Source organism: Pseudomonas sp. RA_15y_Pfl1_P11 (assembly GCF_963970975.1).
Taxonomy (GTDB): domain Bacteria; phylum Pseudomonadota; class Gammaproteobacteria; order Pseudomonadales; family Pseudomonadaceae; genus Aquipseudomonas; species Aquipseudomonas tritici.
In genome coordinates, this window is sequence record NZ_CAXAOY010000012.1 from 71,213 (window position 1) to 88,056 (window position 16,844).

Sequence of the window (16,844 nt, forward strand, 5' to 3'; positions counted from 1 at the left end):
ACGTAGAAAGCCGGCAATGCCGGAAGCGAATAATAATAAGGAGTGCCGCATGATCACTAAGAAACAACAGGCTCATACACTGTTGGGGTTGGCAATACTGGGGGGGCTGATGACGGCCGCTACCGTGCAGGCGGGTGGGTTCTCTACGCCGACTTACGGTGCCCCAGGTTGGGGCCGGGCGTTCGGCGGCGGTTCTCTGTTCAAGAATGACCCAAGTTCTGCATACAACAATCCGGCAGCGATGGCGTTCGTCGATCAATCCGTGGTTCAACAAACCGTCGACTATGCCCGGATCAAGATCAAATACACGGGGCAGTCTTACGATTACACCGGTAATCCGGCCAGCAATACTGCAGTGTCGCCCGATGGTAGCTTTGATCCGAGCACTGCAACCGTCAATAACAACAATGGCGGCCAGGGTGGTTTCACCGCGTGGCTGCCAACCGGGTTTCTGGTGATCCCGATTGGCGACCGCTTTGCATTCGGCCTCAGTCAGGTCGTGCCGCAAGGCATGCGCAGCACCTGGAATGAAAATTCCAAGTTTCGCGACTTCGCCGTGGACACCAAAATTGAAACCGTCGGCTTGACGGGGTCCTTATCCTTCAAGGTGCGCGACGACTTTTCCATCGGCGGTGGCATGATCGTCCAACGTAGCCAAGGCTTCGTCAGCCAGAACATCGATCTATTCTCGGCTGCTTCGGTCTCTCCCGGCTTGGGTAACGGGGCGTTCCCGCCAGGCGTAGGTACCGCGCTGATGCGGGTCAAAGTGGACAATGTTTCCGTTGGCTGGTTTGGTGGCGTTGTGTGGAAACCGACCGACAAAGACTCCTTGGGTCTGAACTACCACGCCAAAATCAAAAACAAGCTGACGGGTAAGTACAAGGTTCGGGCCGATGCGCTGAACAACGGCTTGATGACGGACGATTCGATCTTTGGTGATGGCAAGACGCTGGTTGAAACGGCGTACCCTGGACTGAAGTTGTTCCCCAATGGCGCCAATGCCAGCACGCAGTTGGATATTCCGGCGACTGCCGCTATCGACTGGGTGCACCAGTTCGATGATCGTTGGACGTTAGGTGTCAGCGCCGTGTGGACGCAATGGTCGTCCTTCAAGGACCTGACACTCAAGTCCAATGGCTCGACGATTGTTGCCATTCCTTATAATTATCAGGACACGTGGATGTACTCCCTGGGGGGCGATTTCAAGGCCACGGATGAGTTGACCTTGAGGGCAGGCGTGGCGTACGACCAGACGCCGACCCGTAATTCGACGCGCGATCCGCGCATCCCCGACGGCGACCGTTATTTTGCATCGCTGGGCGCGGGTTACGACGTCAAGGCCATTCCCGGCCTGACGCTGGATGCCGCGTATTCGCACCAATTCGTTCAGAAGGTCAATATCAAAACCCAGAACGTCGATCGTCTTGGTGGTGGCCGTCTTGACGGCACTGCCGAGTCTTCAGGCGATGTCGTCAGTTTGTCGGCCACTTACAAGTTTTAAGGCAGCTATGACGCGAACATCAAGCGCATTCTGGTCTTCGCGTCATGCACCTGCCGCAATGGCTGGCCCAATCGGCTGAGGGGTCAGCTAATTTTTTTTGCCAAACAATTAAATTAAAATTTAAAAACAAGATTTGAATTTGATTCCAAATTTTGTAGTGTGGCGCCACGCAGGTCACTTCGACCGGCCGCGCATTGGCAATACCCTGAATCGAATATGAGGTATCCCCATGGTTATCTGGTTATTGATGGGCCTCGCCGCCGCGATTGCCCTGGCATATCGACAAGCCGCCGCGACCCTGTGGTTGTTCATTGGCCTGATCTGGCTGGCGGCAGGTTACCTGTTCAACGTGGTCGCCGGTTTCGGCGTGAGCGTCGCGGCGGTGCTGGTGGTGTTGCCGGCGTTGTTGATGACGATCAAGCCCCTGCGCCGCACCTTGCTGACTCGCCGGGCCTTGAGCCTGTTTCGTACGATTATGCCGGCCATGTCCGACACTGAGCGTGCCGCTATCGAGTCTGGCACCGTGTGGTGGGACGCCGAGTTGTTCAGCGGCAAGCCGAATTGGCAGCGCCTCTTGCAAGCTGCTCCGGCCAGCCTGAGCGCTGAAGAACAAGCCTTCCTCGACAATGAAGTGGAAACCCTGTGCGACATCGCCAATGACTGGGAAACCACCCAGGTCTGGCAGGACATGTCGCCGCAAGGCTGGCAGTACACCAAGGATGCCGGGTTCCTTGGCATGATCATTCCCAAGCAGTACGGCGGCAAAGGGTTCTCCCACTACGCGCACTCGCAAGTGGTGATGAAGCTGTCGACGCGCTGCTCGGCGGCGGCGATTTCGGTGATGGTGCCCAATTCCCTGGGCCCGGCGGAGCTGCTGTTGCATTACGGGACCGATGCCCAGCGAAATTACTACCTGCCGCGTCTGGCGCGGGGCGAGGACATCCCGTGCTTCGCGCTGACCAGCCCATACGCCGGCTCTGATGCGGGGGCGATTCCCGACCTGGGCATCGTCTGCAAAGGCACCCATGAAGGCGAGGAAGTGCTGGGTTTTCGTGTGACCTGGGACAAGCGCTACATCACCCTCGGCCCGATTGCCACGGTGTTGGGCCTGGCATTCCGCGCCGAGGACCCGGACGGCTTGCTCGGCGCTCCCGGTTCACTCGGCATCACCTGTGCACTGATTCCAACGTCGCATCCCGGCGTGAACAGCGGTCGCCGTCATTGGCCATTGAATGCCGTGTTCCAGAACGGTCCTACCACCGGTAAGGATGTCTTCATCCCACTGGAATGGGTGATCGGTGGCCGCGAGCAAATCGGCAATGGCTGGCGCATGTTGATGGAATGCCTGGCCGCGGGGCGGGCGATTTCCTTGCCGTCGGCCAACGTCGGCCTGGGCAAGGTCGCGGTGCGCGGCACCACGGCCTACGCTGCCATGCGTAAACAGTTCGGCCTGCCTATCGGGAAATTCGAAGGCGTGCAGGCGCCACTGGCACGCATGGCTGGGCACCTGTATGCCTGCGATGCGGTGCGTAAAGTCTCGGTAGCGTCCCTGGATGCGGGTGAGAAACCCTCGGTGATCTCGGCCATCGCCAAGTACCACGTCACCGAGCGCGCGCGCATCATCGTCAATGACGGCATGGACATCGTTGCTGGCAAGGGCATCTGCATGGGCCCGAACAACTTCCTGGCGCGTGCCTATCAGCAAAGCCCCATCGCCATTACCGTGGAAGGCGCGAACATCATGACGCGCTGCCTGATCATCTATGGCCAGGGGTTGATTCGTTGCCATCCTTATGTGTTCCGCGAAATGGAAGCGGCACGCAACCCGGACCGGCGCAAGGCGCTGGAAGCCTTCGACAGCGCGATGTTCGGCCATGTGAGCTTTGTGCTGGCTAACACCGTACGCGCGGCGGTGCATTCTCTGACGGCGGGGCGGCTGATATCCGTACCGGCCAAGACCGACCCCGCGCTGGCGTCCTACTACCGCCAGGCCAATCGTCTGTCGGTGGTGCTTGCGTTGATTTCGGACGTTTCCATGGGCGTACTGGGCGGGGCCCTCAAGCGCAAGGAAAGTATCACCGGGCGCCTGGGGGATATTCTGTCGCAGCTGTACATTTTGTCCTGCGTGCTCAAGCGCTTCGAGGATGACGGCCGGCCCCAGGCGGACCTGCCGTTGGTGCACTGGTCGGCCCAGGATGCATTGCTGCGGGCTCATGAAGCGCTGGCCGAGGTGCTCGACAACTACCCGTCAAAAGCGGCGGCGGCCGTGGTGCGGGCGTTGACGTTCCCGTTCGGTATCCCGCTGCGCAAACCTTCGGACCGTCTGCTGGCCGAGGTGGCGGATGTGGTGCAGACACCAGGCGAAACCCGCGAACGCTTGCTGGCCAATTCCTACATCCCACGTCCGGAAATCGACAAATTGGCCTACGGCGAACTGGGCTTCCGCCTGTTGCCGCAGGTGGAGTTGATCGACGCCCGACTCAAGTCCGCCGTCAAGCAGGGCTTGATCGAACCGATGCCGATCTCAGCCACAGCCTTCACCGCCTGGCGCGTCAAGGCGCGGGCGCTGGACCTGATCAGCGACGACGAAGACACCTTGCTCGGTCGCTATGTGGAATACGCCGACCACGGCATCCAAGTGGATGACTTCCCGCAGGACTTCGGGTTGCTGGAGGCGTTGCAGCGGCGCAAGCAAGCGCTGGAGCCTATGCCAAAGCGCCGAACCGCCCAAGGTGAAAACGCCTCGGTCAATTGAGTGGCACTGAATGTACACGGTCAGTGTGGAAGCTGGCTTGCCTGCGATGCTGACGACTCGGTCCATCAGAAGCACCGAGGTGATGCCATCGCAGGCAAGCCAGCTCCCACATTGATCGGGTTTACACGCCAAGACAGTGGGTCTACTTATGAGTGACAGCTACCTTTCTTTCGTCAATTCCCCTTGGGGCCGTCGCCTGGCCCAGGCCGTTGGTCTGCCGCAACCCTTGCCGCTGCAACGTCATCGCAGCGGCCAGCAAGGCCTGGCCAACCCGGTGATCCTCGCCGGGGCAGGGCGCCTGGCCTTTGAGGTGCAGCGGATTTTCGCGGCCACCGACACAGTCACCGCTACCCCGGCCACGCTCAAGGCGCCGTCCACGGTGAACGTGCAGGGCGCGGTGTTTGACGCCAGCACCGTGGCCGATCTGCAGCAACTGGATGAGCTCTATCTGTTCTTCCACGCCAACGCCAAGCGCCTCGGTCAGCACGGCCGCGTGGTGGTACTCGGTACCGCGCCGGAACACTGCCAGGACTTGCCCCAAGCCATCGCCCAACGCGCCCTCGAAGGCTTGGTGCGTTCGCTGGCCAAGGAGTTGCGCCGGGCGATCACCGTGCAACTGATCTACGTAGCGCCTGGCGCCGAAGACGCACTGGACAGCAGCCTGCGGTTCTTCCTGTCGCGCCGTTCGGCGTATGTCTCGGGGCAAGTGGTGCGCGTGGAAAAGCCGGTGGACGGCCAGGTTCCCGTCGACTGGGACAAACCCTTCGCCGGCCGCCGCGCGCTGGTCACTGGCGCTTCCCGTGGCATTGGTTTGGCAATCGCCCAAGTGTTGGCGCGCGACGGCGCCCATGTGGTGTGCGTGGATGTACCGCAGGCCCAGGCGTCGCTGCAACAAGCGGCGCAGAGTGTCGGTGGTCTGGCGCTGCCCCTGGATATCACTGCAGCGGATGCTGCCGCACTGCTGCAGGCCCATGTCAGTCAATACGGCGCTTTTGACGTGGTGGTGCACAACGCCGGGATCACCCGCGACAAAACCGTCGCCAAAATGACCGAGGCGGCGTGGCGCAGTGTGCTGGCGGTCAACCTTGAGGCGCCCCTGCAACTCAGCGACGCGTTATTGCAAAACCAAGGGTTGAACCCCGGTGGGCGCATCGTGTGCGTGTCGTCGATTTCCGGCATCGCTGGCAACCTCGGGCAAAGCAATTACGCCACTTCCAAGGCTGGTGTGATCGGCCTGGTCCAGGGCCTGGCACCGCGTGCGGCGGCGCAGCACGTCACCGTGAATGCGGTGGCGCCGGGGTTTATCGAAACCCAAATGACCGCGAAGATCCCGCTGATGATTCGCGAAGCGGGGCGGCGCATGAATTCGCTGTCCCAAGGCGGGCAGCCGATCGATGTGGCCGAGACCATTGCCTGGCTGGCGCACCCAGCGTCTGGCGGGGTCAACGGCCAAGTCGTACGCGTGTGTGGTCAAAGCCTGCTGGGAGCCTGAGCCATGGACTACGTGACACAGATTATCGACCCACCGCCATCACGCACCCGCTTGCTGCTGGACGGCGTGCGGGCCTTACGCAAGCCAGCGCTCGACGGTGCGCCTGTATTGCCCAAGGAACGCCTGGTGCGCTCGGCAGTGGAGTTATCCGCCGCTGGCATCGCCGCGTATGGCCGTGCCTGTGGTTTTCGCCGCGAGCAAGGCGTGCCGCTGTCTTATCCCCATGTGTTGGCGTTCCCGCTGCACCTGATGCTGCTGACCCGCCCGAGTTTCCCGTACCCGGCCAGCGGCATGGTGCACCTGGCGAATCGCATTCGTCAGCACCAACGCCTGCACGAAGGCCAGGCCTTGCGCCTGGAAGTGTATTGCGAGCGCTGGGTCGCGCATCCCAAGGGGCAGGCGTTGAGCATCGCGACCCGTGCCTACAGCGCTGGCACCCTGGTATGGGAAAGCGACAGCCTGTACCTGCGCCGGGATGTCAAAGACCCGGTCGGCGAGCCCTGGGACGACGCGTTGCCGTTGCAGGAAGAAGGGGTGTTGCGCACTCAACGTTGGGTGCTGCCCGCCGACCTGGGCCGGCGCTTTGCCAAGGTCTCGGGGGATTTCAACCCGATCCACATGTCGCTGATCGGCGCGAAAATCTTCGGCTTTCGCCGTGCCATCGCCCACGGCATGTGGACCTTGGGCCGTGCCCTTGCTGCGCAGCAACCGCCCGGTGGGCTGGACCAGGCCGAGGCGCATTGCGACTTCAAGCTGCCGATCTTCCTGCCCGGCCAGGTCGCGCTGTGGAACCGTCCGGCAGCGGGCCCGTGCCGTGAGTTTGAAGTCCGCAATTTCGCAGGTGACAAGCCTCACATGCGTGGACTGTTCGTCTGGAAAGAGAGCCTTAAATGACTGATTACAGCTTCAACCCAGCCCCGGTTCGCCGCGTCGCGATTATCGGCGGTAACCGCCTCCCTTTTGCGCGCTCCAACACGGTGTATGCCCACGACAGCAACCAGGACCTGCTGGTCGCCGCTTTGCAGGGGCTGGTCGACCGCTACAACCTGCACGGCCAACGCCTGGGTGAGTTTGCCGCCGGCGCGGTAATCAAGCATTCGCGGGATTTCAACCTGGCGCGTGAGTCGTTGTTGTCCACCACCTTGTCTCCGGATACGCCGGCCTATGATGTGCAGCAAGCCTGCGGCACCGGCCTGGAAGCAGCATTGCTGGTGGCGAACAAGATCGCACTGGGCCAGATCGAGGTGGGCATTGCCGGTGGTTCCGACACCACCTCCGACGCCCCCATCGGGATCAACGAATCCCTGCGCCACACCTTGCTCGCCGCCAACCGCGCCAAGGGCATGGGCGACAAGCTGAAAGCGCTGCTCAAGGTTCGGCCGTCGATGTTTTTCAAGCCCTTGCTGCCCCGCAATGGTGAGCCACGCACCGGCCTGTCCATGGGCGAACACTGCGAGGAAATGGCCAAGCGCTGGCAGATCAAGCGTCTGGCCCAGGATGAGCTGACACTCACCAGCCATCAGCGCCTGGATGCCGCATACAAATGTGGCTTCTTCGACGACCTGATCAGCCCCCATCGCGGCCTGGCCCGGGACAATAACCTACGCGCTGACGCCAGCCTGGAGAAACTCGCCGGGCTGTCACCCGCTTACGACCGCCAGAACGGCACGCTCACCGCAGGCAACTCCACGCCGCTGACCGACGGCGCTTCGGTGGTGTTGCTGGCCAGCGAAGAATGGGCGGCCGAGCACGGCTGGCCAGTGCTGGCTTACCTGCGGACCGGCGAAACGGCAGCCGTGAACTTTGTCGACGGCACCGAAGGCCTGCTGATGGCCCCGGCCTACGCGGTGCCACGCATGCTCAAACGTGAAGGCCTGAGCTTTAATGACTTCGATTTTTTCGAGATCCACGAGGCCTTTGCCGCCCAGGTGCTGTGCACGCTCAAGGCCTGGGAAGACGCCGATTATTGCCGCGAGCGTCTAGGCTTGGACGCGCCGCTGGGGCCCATTGACCGGTCGAAAATGAACGTCAACGGTGGCTCGCTGGGCTGCGGTCACCCGTTCGCCGCCACCGGAGGCCGGCAATTGGCAGCGCTAGCCAAGATCATCCATGAGAACGGCGGCGGGCGCGGCCTGATTTCCATCTGTGCGGCAGGCGGACTGGGCATTGCCGCCATCGTCGAAAAGTAGCGCTATCAAAAACAACAATAAGGAGACTGCCATGAACGCTGTAAGCCTGGAACAAACCGAACGGATCTGGCTTGACGCTTACCTGCCTGGCGTCCCGGCGGATATCGATGCCGCGATTGAAGATTACCCATCGTTGCGCGAGGTGTTCCTCGAACACTTGGAGAAATTCCACGAGCGTGTGGCGTATGTGAGCATCGGCACCGAAATGACCTACGCTGACTGGCAGGTGCAAGGTATTGCGTTCGCCGCCTGGTTGCAGGGCCAGGGTGTGCAAAAGGGCGACCGCGTGGCGTTGATGATGCCCAACTGCTTGCAGTACCCGATCTGCCTGCTGGGTACGATCCTGGCCGGCGCAGTGGTGGTCAATGTCAACCCGCTGTACACCTCCCATGAACTCAAGCATTTGCTCAAGGACAGCGGCGCGCAGACCGTGGTGATCTTCGAAAACTTCGCGCATACCCTGGAAAAAGTCATTGCCGGCAGCAGCGTCAAGCGCGTGGTAATCGCGGCCATCGGCGATTTGCTCGGCACCTTCAAGGGCGCAGCGATGAACTTTATCCTGCGTAGCGTGCAAAAGCAGGTGCCGGCGTTCAATCTGCGCGGCTCGGTGCGGTTCAATCAGGCCTTGAAACAGGGGCGCGGGCTCAATCATTTTCCGGTGGAAATGCACCTCGATGACCTGGCTTTCCTGCAATACACCGGCGGCACCACCGGCGACGCTAAGGGCGTGATGCTCAGTCATCGCAACATCATCGCCAATCTGCTGCAGGCCAAGGCCTGGGTCGGTGACCAACTGGACCAGCACAAGCAGGAAACCAACGTCACCTTGCTGCCGCTTTACCACATCTTTTCGCTGACGGTGAACTGCCTGATGTTCATGTGCCTGGGCGGGCGCAATATCCTGATTGCCAACCCACGGGACGTGAAGCGGGTGCAGATGATCCTGCGCAAGGAGCGCTTCAACGGCATTGCCGGGGTCAACACGTTGTTTAATGGCTTGCTGGAAAACAAGGCGTTTTGCGCGCGGGACTTTTCCGACCTGCGCATGGTGATCGCGGGCGGCATGGCCACCCACACCGCAGTGGCCAAGCGTTGGAAGGAAGTCACCGGACTGCCGATCATCGAAGGCTATGGCCTCACCGAGTGTTCGCCGGTGGTGAGCATCAGCCCGATCAATATTGCGCGCATGCGCGAGATGGAATTCACCGGCAGCATCGGTGTGCCATTGCCGTCGACCTGGGTGCGGTTTATCCGTGAAGACGGGGAGCTGGCCGAGATTGGCGAGCAGGGCGAACTACAAGTGCGCGGGCCGCAGGTGATGCAGGGCTACTGGAAACGCCCGGAAGCCACCGCCGAGGTGCTGGATGCCGAGGGATGGCTGTCGACCGGCGATATCGGTGTGATGGACGAGCGTGGCTATATCCGCCTGGTGGATCGCAAGAAAGACATGATCCTGGTCTCGGGCTTCAACGTGTACCCCAATGAAATCGAAGACGTGGTGGCGTTGCACCCAGGGGTGGCGGAAGTGGCGGCGATTGGGGTGGAAGATGGCGTGACGGGGGAGAAGGTCAAGATCATCGTGGTGCGCAAGGACCCGAACCTGACGCAGGAGCAGATCCTGGCGCATTGCCGCGAGTATCTGACGGGGTACAAGGTGCCAAGGTATGTGGAGTTTCGGACCACTGAGCTGCCTAAGACCACCGTGGGTAAAGTGCTGCGCCGAGCCTTGCGCTGACTCGAAGGTTTAGGTGATCCAAATGTGGTGGATTTTAGAGTGAGTTCACGGCTACCCAGCGTTCTTCCCTGGCAGCCAGGCGAATCGCCGTCGCCAACCGCTCAACCTCCCATGCCGCCTCAAAGTCAGTGCCATCCGTACCTTGGCCCGCCACGGCCAGGATCAACGCCTGCACCTCCAGCGTTTTCAACTCGTTGTACCCCAACTGGTGCCCCGCAGCCGGGCTGAACGCCGCATAGCCGGGCAGGGCGGGACCGGCCAACAGACGCTGGAAACCCTCCTGACCAACCCGGCAAACGCGCAACTCATTCAAGCGCTCCTGATCGAACGCCAGCGTGCCTTTCGTCCCGCTGATCTCGAAGCTCAGGTGGTTCTTGTAGCCATGCTTGAGCCAGCTACTGCTCACCGTGCCGCGCGCGCCGTTGGCGAAACGCAGCAAGGCATGCACCTGATCGTCCACGGCGATGGGTTTCACCTCCGTGCTCCCTTTGACGGCAGGGCGGCGGGCGTGGACGGTCTGGGTATCGGCACACACGCTGACTACATCCCCCAGCAGATAGCGCGCCATCGACAGCAGATGGCTGCCCAAGTCCGCCAGCGCGCCGCCGGCATGTTCCACTTCGCAGCGCCACGACCAAGGGGACGTCGGGTCGGCCATGAAGTCTTCGCTGAATTCACCCTGGAAGCTGATGATCTCGCCAAGCTCGCCAGTGGCAATCATCTGTCGGGCCAGGGTGATCATCGGGTTGTGCTGATAGTTGTAGCCGACCCGCGTGACCACGCCGGCCGCACGGGCGGCGCGGCGCATGGCGTCGGCCTGCTCCAGGCTGACCGCCAGGGGCTTCTCGCAGTAAACCGCCTTGCCTGCCGCGATGGCGGCCATGGCCATTGGGTAGTGCAAATGGTTGGGGGTGGTGATGGCCACTACACCGACGCCGGGATCATTGATCAACGCCTGCCAGTCGCCGTGGGCCTGGGCAAACCCCCAGGCATTGGCGCAGCGCTGCGCACGCTCGGTGTCGGCATCGGCCAGGGCGGCCAGCTTGAGCTGTACCGGCAGCTCAAATACCGCTCGCGCATTGTTGAACGCCAACGCATGGGCGCGGCCCATGAAGCCTGTGCCGATCAAGCCGATTCCGAGTTCGCGCATTGCCGTGGTCCTTTGCATTATTGTTTTGAGAAAAGGTATTAATGGAATAAAAATTCACTAAATTCAATAGGTGGAATAAAAATTCATTAAGCCGCTGAAGATCACCTCAGCGAATGCAGCTATATTCAGGTGATGGGGAAATGGCATCAGTTAACAAAAGATAACGTAGCGCCGATTGTCAGACGATTCGAAAGCCCGATAGGATGGCCCCTGCTTCCTCCAGGCGCTCTAGATTGCAGGTTTCAAGGCCCCGGAAGGCAGGCGATAACAATAATAAATGGGAGAAAGGTCTATGAGTGAGCCTGTCATGGGTTGGGTTGTTTGCCGCCCACGCGCCGCACGCACGGTTGCGTTGTTGGCCACAGCGCTCTCGTTGCTGGTCGGTGGCGTGTTGTCCACGTCCGCACTGGCAGCCAGCGATACCACCGCAACGCCTGCGTTTGCGATTGAATCCCCCAAGGCCGCCAAAGGCCTGATGATCGACGTGGTCCATGCCGGCAAGCGGCTGGTGGCCGTTGGGGATCGCGGGCATATCCTCTATTCCGATGATCAGGGCAGCACCTGGACCCAAGCCAAAGTCCCCACCCGGCAACTGCTCACGGCGGTGTTTTTTGTCGATGAGAAGCAGGGCTGGGCGGTGGGCCATGATGCGCAAGTTCTCGCCAGTTCCGATGGCGGCGCTACGTGGACCCGGCAGTATCAAGACCTCAAACACGAAGCCCCGTTACTCGACGTGTGGTTCAACAACGCCAATCACGGCCTGGCCGTCGGCGCCTACGGTGCGTTGATCGAAACCACCGACGGCGGCAAAACCTGGAACGACGTCAGCGACCGCCTCGACAACGAAGACCAGCTCCACCTCAACGCCATCGCCCATATCAAGGACGCCGGCCTGTTCATCGTCGGTGAGCAAGGCAGCATGTTCCGCTCCAGCGACGACGGCCAGACCTGGGAAAAACTCGAAGGCCCTTACGAGGGCTCGCTGTTTGGTGTGATCAGCACCGCCCAACCGCAGACCCTGTTGGCTTATGGCTTGCGTGGCAACCTTTACCGCTCCGCGGATTTCGGCAGCACGTGGGAACAAGTCGAGCTGAACGCGGCGCGGGGAGCGCTGGAGTTCGGTTTGTCGGGCGCGACTTTGCTGGATGACGGTTCCATCGTTGTCGTCGGCAACGGTGGCAGCGTGGTGATCAGTCATGACGGCGGGGCGACCTTCAGCGTGTTCAACCGTCCGGACCGTATTTCGCTGTCGGCCGTCACGGCGGCAGGCAATGGCAACTTGATTCTGGTCGGGCAGGGTGGCGTTCGTGTTGCCATGCCCACCGGCGCTGAACCGACAAAACAATAAGAAGGCGGGCAAAGAATGAGCAGTCATCACAACGATAAAGCGACCTTTCTTGAGCGCCTGATCTTCAACAACCGCCCGGCAGTGATCGTCATCTGCCTGCTGGTGAGTATTTTCCTGTTCTGGCAGGCGACGTTGATTCGCCCGTCCACTAGCTTTGAAAAGATGATCCCTCTCAAGCACCCCTTCATCGAGAAGATGATGGAGCACCGCAACGACCTGGCCAACCTGGGCAACACGGTGCGCATTTCGGTGGAGGCCAAGAACGGCGACATCTTTACAAAGGAGTACATGGAGACCCTGCGCCAGATCAACGACGAAGTGTTCTACATCTCCGGCGTCGACCGTTCGGGCCTCAAGTCGCTGTGGAGCCCCAGCGTACGCTGGACCGAAGTGACCGAAGAAGGCTTTGCCGGTGGTGAAGTGATTCCGCAGAGTTACAACGGCTCGCCGCAAAGCCTTGATCAACTGCGCAACAACGTGCTCAAGTCCGGCCAGGTCGGGCGCCTGGTAGCCAACGATTTCAAATCAAGCATTGTCGATATCCCGCTGCTGGAGTCTTACCCGGATCCGCAGGACCAAGGCACGTTGCTGGCCCTTGACTACCGCAAGTTCTCCCATGAGCTTGAAGACAAGATTCGCGACAAGTTCGAAGCGCAGAACCCCAACGTCAAGATCCACATCGTCGGTTTTGCCAAGAAGGTCGGCGACCTGATCGATGGCCTGGTGATGGTGGTGCTGTTCTTTGGCATCGCGTTTGTCATCACGCTGATTCTGCTGCTGTGGTTCACCCACTGCCTGCGCAGCACCATTGCGGTGTTGAGCACGACATTGGTGGCGGTGGTCTGGCAGCTCGGGTTGATGCACTTTTTCGGTTTTGGCCTCGATCCGTATTCGATGCTGGTGCCGTTCCTGATCTTCGCCATCGGTATTTCCCACGGCGTGCAGAAGATCAACGGCATCGCGCTGCAGTCCAGTGAGGCGGACAACGCGCTGACGGCGGCGCGCCGCACATTCCGGCAGCTGTTCCTGCCGGGAATGATCGCGATCCTCGCCGACGCGGTGGGCTTTATCACGCTGTTGATCATCGATATCGGCGTGATCCACGAACTGGCCATCGGCGCGTCCATCGGGGTGGCGGTGATCGTGTTCACCAACCTTATCCTGCTGCCGGTGGCGATCTCCTATGTCGGCATCAGCAAGCGCGCCATTGCCCAAAGCAAGAAAGACGCGCACCGCGAACACCCGTTCTGGCGCCTGCTGTCGAAATTCGCCAGCGCCAAAGTGGCGCCAGTCTCGATCCTGCTCGCGTTGGTCGCCTTTGGTGGTGGCCTCTGGTACAGCCAGAACCTGAAGATCGGCGACCTGGACCAAGGCGCGCCGGAACTGCGCCCGGACTCGCGCTACAACAAAGACAACAACTTCATCATCAGCAACTATTCGACCAGCTCTGACGTGCTAGTGGTCATGGTCAAGACCAAGGCCGAAGGCTGCTCGCGCTATGAAACCATGGCGCCCATCGACCAGTTGATGTGGAAGATGCAGAACACTGAAGGCGTGCAGTCGGCGATCTCGCTGGTGACCGTGTCCAAGCAGATGATCAAGGGCATGAACGAGGGCAACCTGAAATGGGAAACGCTGTCGCGCAACCCGGATGTGCTGAACAACTCCATCGCCCGTGCCGATGGCCTGTACAACAACAACTGCTCTGTGGCGCCAGTGCTGGTGTTCCTCAACGACCACAAGGCCGAAACCCTCGACCGCGCGGTGCATGCGGTGCAGGACTTCGCCAAGGAAAACAACAAGGATGGCCTGGAATTCATTCTAGCGTCTGGTAATGCCGGGATCGAGGCAGCTACTAACGAGGTGATCAAGGAATCGGAGTTGACCATCTTGATCCTGGTGTACCTGTGCGTGGCGACCATGTGCATGATCACCTTCCGCTCCTGGGCCGCGACCCTGTGCATCGTGCTGCCGCTGGTGCTGACCTCGGTGCTCGGCAACGCGCTGATGGCGTTCATGGGGATCGGCGTCAAGGTCGCGACCTTGCCGGTAGTGGCCTTGGGCGTGGGGATTGGCGTGGACTACGGCATTTACATCTACAGCCGCCTGGAAAGCTTCCTGCGTGCCGGCCTGCCGCTGCAAGAGGCGTACTACCAGACGCTCAAGTCCACCGGTAAAGCCGTACTGTTCACCGGTTTGTGCCTGGCGATTGGCGTGTGCACCTGGATCTTCTCGGCCATCAAGTTCCAGGCCGACATGGGCTTGATGCTGACTTTCATGCTGCTGTGGAACATGTTTGGTGCGCTGTGGCTGCTGCCGGCGCTGGCGCGGTTCCTGATCAAACCGGAGAAGTTGGCGGGGCAGAAGGGCAATTCTTTGTTTGCTCACTGACCGATAGAGACCATTGCCGCAAGGCACTGCGGGGGAATTGACCTATCATGTGTCTTTTCCCCCGCAGTGACTTCACATCATGACCGACGCAGCACCCAACCTGAGCACCGCCCTCAAAGACAGCGACATGCTGATCATCAACGGGCTGCACGCCTTCGACTTCACGTTCGATCAGCACTTGCAGATCGAAAGCATGGACGGCCGGGAACTCAAGCGTTGGACGTTCAGTCCAGATCAACTGAACGCCGCCACCTTTGATGGCAGCTTGCAAAGCTGGCTCTTGAGCAACGAAGACGGTGAACACCGTCTGGTCTGCCTGAGTGCGATCAAGGGCGACAACAACAACGACGAGGATGAAGCGGATGATGCGTAAATTCTGGCCCCTGCTGATGGCCGGCAGCGTAGGCGCGATGTCGGTGCAAGCCGCGCCGGCCGACACCTATGAACTGCTGGTGGGCACCTACACCGCTGGCACCAGCCAAGGCATCTACCGCCTGCAATTCGACAGCCGTACCGGCACGTTCCAAGGCCAGCCGGTGTTAGCGGCCAAGGCGGCGAACCCGTCGTGGCTGACGGTCTCCAAGGACCAGAAGCACCTGTTTGTGGTCAACGAAAACGGGCCGGGCCAACAGGATGCGGTCGGCCGCGTGAGCAGCTACAGCATTGATCCGCAGAATCATCAGTTGACCTTGATCAACCAGGTCCAGAGCCTTGGCAACGAGCCCACCCATTCCAGCGTGGCCGCCGATGGGCGCTACCTGTTTGTGGCCAACTACTCGGTAGTGGAAGATCCGGGCGGAAGCCTGGCGGTGCTGCCGGTCGATGCCGAGGGCAAGCTGTCAGCCCCGGTGCAACTGAGCGGCCACCCGGCCAGCCGCGTCAACCCGGAGCGCCAGGCATCCAACCATGTGCATTCGGTGGTGTCGTCGCCAGATGGCAACTACGTGTTCGTGCAGGACCTGGGCGCGGACAAGGTGTTTGCCTATCACTACGACCCCAAGGCCAATCATGAACTGCCATTGACCCCGGCCACTCCGGCCTCGGTGCAACTGCCGCCGGGCAGCGGTCCGCGTCACTTGTTGTTCAGCGCTGATGGCAAGCATGCCTGGCTGACCACCGAGATGAGCGCACAGGTCGCGGTGTTTGACTACAAAGACGGCCAACTGACCCAGACGCAACGGGTGGATTTGGCGGCCGAGCAACCGGTGTCCGACAAGGCCAGCGCCGCGCTGCATGCGTCCAGTGATGGCAAATTCCTCTACGTGAGCAACCGTGGCACGGCCAATCAGTTGCTGGTGTTCAGCATCGACCCGGCTACCGCGCACCTCAAGGAACTGCAACGCCGTTCAGTGGACGGCGACCACCCGCGCGAGTTCAGCCTGGACCCGAGCGGCAAGTTTTTGCTGATCGCCAACCAGAAAAGCAACGAAATCGTGGTGGTTGAACGCGACCCCAAAACCGGTCTGCTGGGTAAAACCGTGCAGAAACTGGCGATTGATGCCCCCAGCGACCTCAAGTTCCTGGTGCGTCAATAAGCCACAGGCCCCGCACTGTGGGGCCTGACCCGGTGTATTAATTTTATTAATAGCGGCTACTGTTTCAAAGCATTTCTAAGGTTTAACCCTCGGGCGTAAGTTTGGTTCCAAGGCCTTCCAAGGCCACTCAACCAAATGAACACAAGGGTTACCGACATGAACTTGAATCTCTTCTCCATCATCGCCGCTTCCGCAGTTTCCGCCACTGTTGCCCTGCCAGCGGCGGCCAGTGTGGAAGTCTCCGGCAAAAAATCCAGCACCAGCGCCTACACCCAGAAATACCTGCAACAAAGTGCCAACTTCTACGCCGCACTGGATCACAAGACTCAGCAATAACCTGCACAAAAGCAGACGCCAAACCACTGGAACGAAGCCTGGCTCGTTCCAGTGGTTTGGCGTTTGTGCATCTGCAGAATAAAAATGATTGATATCACATTGCCATGTGTTTAAATTTGACGCTCAAATATTGACGCATTTATTCCTGGAATCGACAGCATGGCACTCCGACTCGCCGCACTCATCCTGGTTCTCTACTCCGCCCCCATCCTGTCCTCCATACAAGGGGTGGACGGTGAGCCGGAGATTGCCCGTGAGCGGTTGCTTAACCTGGTTGAAGGCTAAGCCGAATTGCAGTAGTGAGCGGGCTTGTCCCGCGCTGGGCTGCGAAGCAGCCCCAAAACCAGGCGCCGAGGAATACCTGACACCGTGCGGCGTTTTCGATGGGGCCGCTTCGCAGCCCCGCGCGGGG

General features: G+C 60.5%; 13 protein-coding genes. 12 read left to right on the forward strand and 1 reads right to left on the reverse strand.

What is annotated here, in order from left to right; genetic code table 11:
• The first annotated feature begins 49 nt into the window (after positions 1-49).
• The 6 genes from AACY44_RS16375 (at position 50) to AACY44_RS16400 (ending at position 9,672) form a co-directional block, all read left to right on the forward strand.
• Positions 50-1,501 (forward strand): outer membrane protein transport protein, encoded by a 1,452-nt coding sequence (locus AACY44_RS16375; RefSeq protein ID WP_339530701.1) that lies wholly within the window; start codon positions 50-52, stop codon positions 1,499-1,501.
• Between the two features lie 229 nt (positions 1,502-1,730).
• Positions 1,731-4,256 (forward strand): acyl-CoA dehydrogenase, encoded by a 2,526-nt coding sequence (locus tag AACY44_RS16380; RefSeq protein WP_339415906.1) that lies wholly within the window; start codon positions 1,731-1,733, stop codon positions 4,254-4,256.
• A 148-nt stretch (positions 4,257-4,404) separates the two neighbouring features.
• Entirely contained in the window at positions 4,405-5,748 is a 1,344-nt protein-coding gene (locus tag AACY44_RS16385) for a 3-oxoacyl-ACP reductase (RefSeq protein WP_339427590.1), read from the forward strand.
• A 3-nt stretch (positions 5,749-5,751) separates the two neighbouring features.
• Positions 5,752-6,642: a MaoC/PaaZ C-terminal domain-containing protein gene (locus AACY44_RS16390; protein WP_339415908.1), complete on the forward strand. Its 891-nt coding sequence runs from the start codon at positions 5,752-5,754 to the stop codon at positions 6,640-6,642.
• Positions 6,639-7,937 carry an acetyl-CoA C-acetyltransferase gene (locus AACY44_RS16395; protein ID WP_339439189.1) on the forward strand — a complete coding sequence of 433 codons (1,299 nt, stop codon included), beginning with the start codon at positions 6,639-6,641 and terminating at the stop codon, positions 7,935-7,937. The genes AACY44_RS16390 and AACY44_RS16395 overlap by 4 nt, the downstream gene beginning before the upstream one ends.
• A gap of 31 nt (positions 7,938-7,968) precedes the next feature.
• Positions 7,969-9,672, forward strand: a complete 1,704-nt coding sequence (locus AACY44_RS16400) for an AMP-binding protein (RefSeq protein ID WP_339439190.1) — start codon at positions 7,969-7,971, stop codon at positions 9,670-9,672.
• A 34-nt stretch (positions 9,673-9,706) separates the two neighbouring features.
• Here the strand turns inward: AACY44_RS16400 and AACY44_RS16405 are convergent, their stop codons facing one another.
• Positions 9,707-10,822, reverse strand: a complete 1,116-nt coding sequence (locus tag AACY44_RS16405) for a Gfo/Idh/MocA family protein (protein ID WP_339415912.1) — start codon at positions 10,820-10,822, stop codon at positions 9,707-9,709.
• 307 nt (positions 10,823-11,129) lie between these two features.
• On the opposite strand from AACY44_RS16405, the gene AACY44_RS16410 reads away from it, so the two are divergent.
• The 6 genes from AACY44_RS16410 (at position 11,130) to AACY44_RS16435 (ending at position 16,717) form a co-directional block, all read left to right on the forward strand.
• The gene (locus tag AACY44_RS16410) at positions 11,130-12,170 is read left to right on the forward strand and encodes a WD40/YVTN/BNR-like repeat-containing protein (RefSeq protein WP_339416327.1); all 1,041 of its coding nucleotides are present in this window, start codon (positions 11,130-11,132) and stop codon (positions 12,168-12,170) included.
• A 15-nt stretch (positions 12,171-12,185) separates the two neighbouring features.
• Complete coding sequence (locus tag AACY44_RS16415; RefSeq protein ID WP_339439191.1) at positions 12,186-14,561, forward strand: efflux RND transporter permease subunit; 2,376 nt, start codon at positions 12,186-12,188, stop codon at positions 14,559-14,561.
• 79 nt (positions 14,562-14,640) lie between these two features.
• Positions 14,641-14,934 carry a DUF5629 family protein gene (locus tag AACY44_RS16420; RefSeq protein WP_339415915.1) on the forward strand — a complete coding sequence of 98 codons (294 nt, stop codon included), beginning with the start codon at positions 14,641-14,643 and terminating at the stop codon, positions 14,932-14,934.
• Positions 14,924-16,096 (forward strand): lactonase family protein, encoded by a 1,173-nt coding sequence (locus AACY44_RS16425; protein WP_339427587.1) that lies wholly within the window; start codon positions 14,924-14,926, stop codon positions 16,094-16,096. The genes AACY44_RS16420 and AACY44_RS16425 overlap by 11 nt, the downstream gene beginning before the upstream one ends.
• A 156-nt stretch (positions 16,097-16,252) precedes the next feature.
• Positions 16,253-16,432, forward strand: coding sequence for a hypothetical protein (locus tag AACY44_RS16430; RefSeq protein WP_016980181.1), 180 nt, complete (start codon positions 16,253-16,255; stop codon positions 16,430-16,432).
• A gap of 159 nt (positions 16,433-16,591) precedes the next feature.
• On the forward strand, positions 16,592-16,717 hold the full coding sequence (locus tag AACY44_RS16435) for a hypothetical protein (RefSeq protein ID WP_339415919.1): 126 nt from the start codon (positions 16,592-16,594) through the stop codon (positions 16,715-16,717).
• The last annotated feature ends 127 nt before the right edge of the window (positions 16,718-16,844 follow it).

Coding starts and splice junctions, on each gene's coding strand:
- AACY44_RS16375 (WP_339530701.1), top strand. CDS start 50: ATGATCACTAAGAAACAACAGGCTCATACACTGTTGGGGTTGGCAATA.
- AACY44_RS16380 (WP_339415906.1), top strand. CDS start 1,731: ATGGTTATCTGGTTATTGATGGGCCTCGCCGCCGCGATTGCCCTGGCA.
- AACY44_RS16385 (WP_339427590.1), top strand. CDS start 4,405: ATGAGTGACAGCTACCTTTCTTTCGTCAATTCCCCTTGGGGCCGTCGC.
- AACY44_RS16390 (WP_339415908.1), top strand. CDS start 5,752: ATGGACTACGTGACACAGATTATCGACCCACCGCCATCACGCACCCGC.
- AACY44_RS16395 (WP_339439189.1), top strand. CDS start 6,639: ATGACTGATTACAGCTTCAACCCAGCCCCGGTTCGCCGCGTCGCGATT.
- AACY44_RS16400 (WP_339439190.1), top strand. CDS start 7,969: ATGAACGCTGTAAGCCTGGAACAAACCGAACGGATCTGGCTTGACGCT.
- AACY44_RS16405 (WP_339415912.1), bottom strand. CDS start 10,822: ATGCGCGAACTCGGAATCGGCTTGATCGGCACAGGCTTCATGGGCCGC.
- AACY44_RS16410 (WP_339416327.1), top strand. CDS start 11,130: ATGGGTTGGGTTGTTTGCCGCCCACGCGCCGCACGCACGGTTGCGTTG.
- AACY44_RS16415 (WP_339439191.1), top strand. CDS start 12,186: ATGAGCAGTCATCACAACGATAAAGCGACCTTTCTTGAGCGCCTGATC.
- AACY44_RS16420 (WP_339415915.1), top strand. CDS start 14,641: ATGACCGACGCAGCACCCAACCTGAGCACCGCCCTCAAAGACAGCGAC.
- AACY44_RS16425 (WP_339427587.1), top strand. CDS start 14,924: ATGATGCGTAAATTCTGGCCCCTGCTGATGGCCGGCAGCGTAGGCGCG.
- AACY44_RS16430 (WP_016980181.1), top strand. CDS start 16,253: ATGAACTTGAATCTCTTCTCCATCATCGCCGCTTCCGCAGTTTCCGCC.
- AACY44_RS16435 (WP_339415919.1), top strand. CDS start 16,592: ATGGCACTCCGACTCGCCGCACTCATCCTGGTTCTCTACTCCGCCCCC.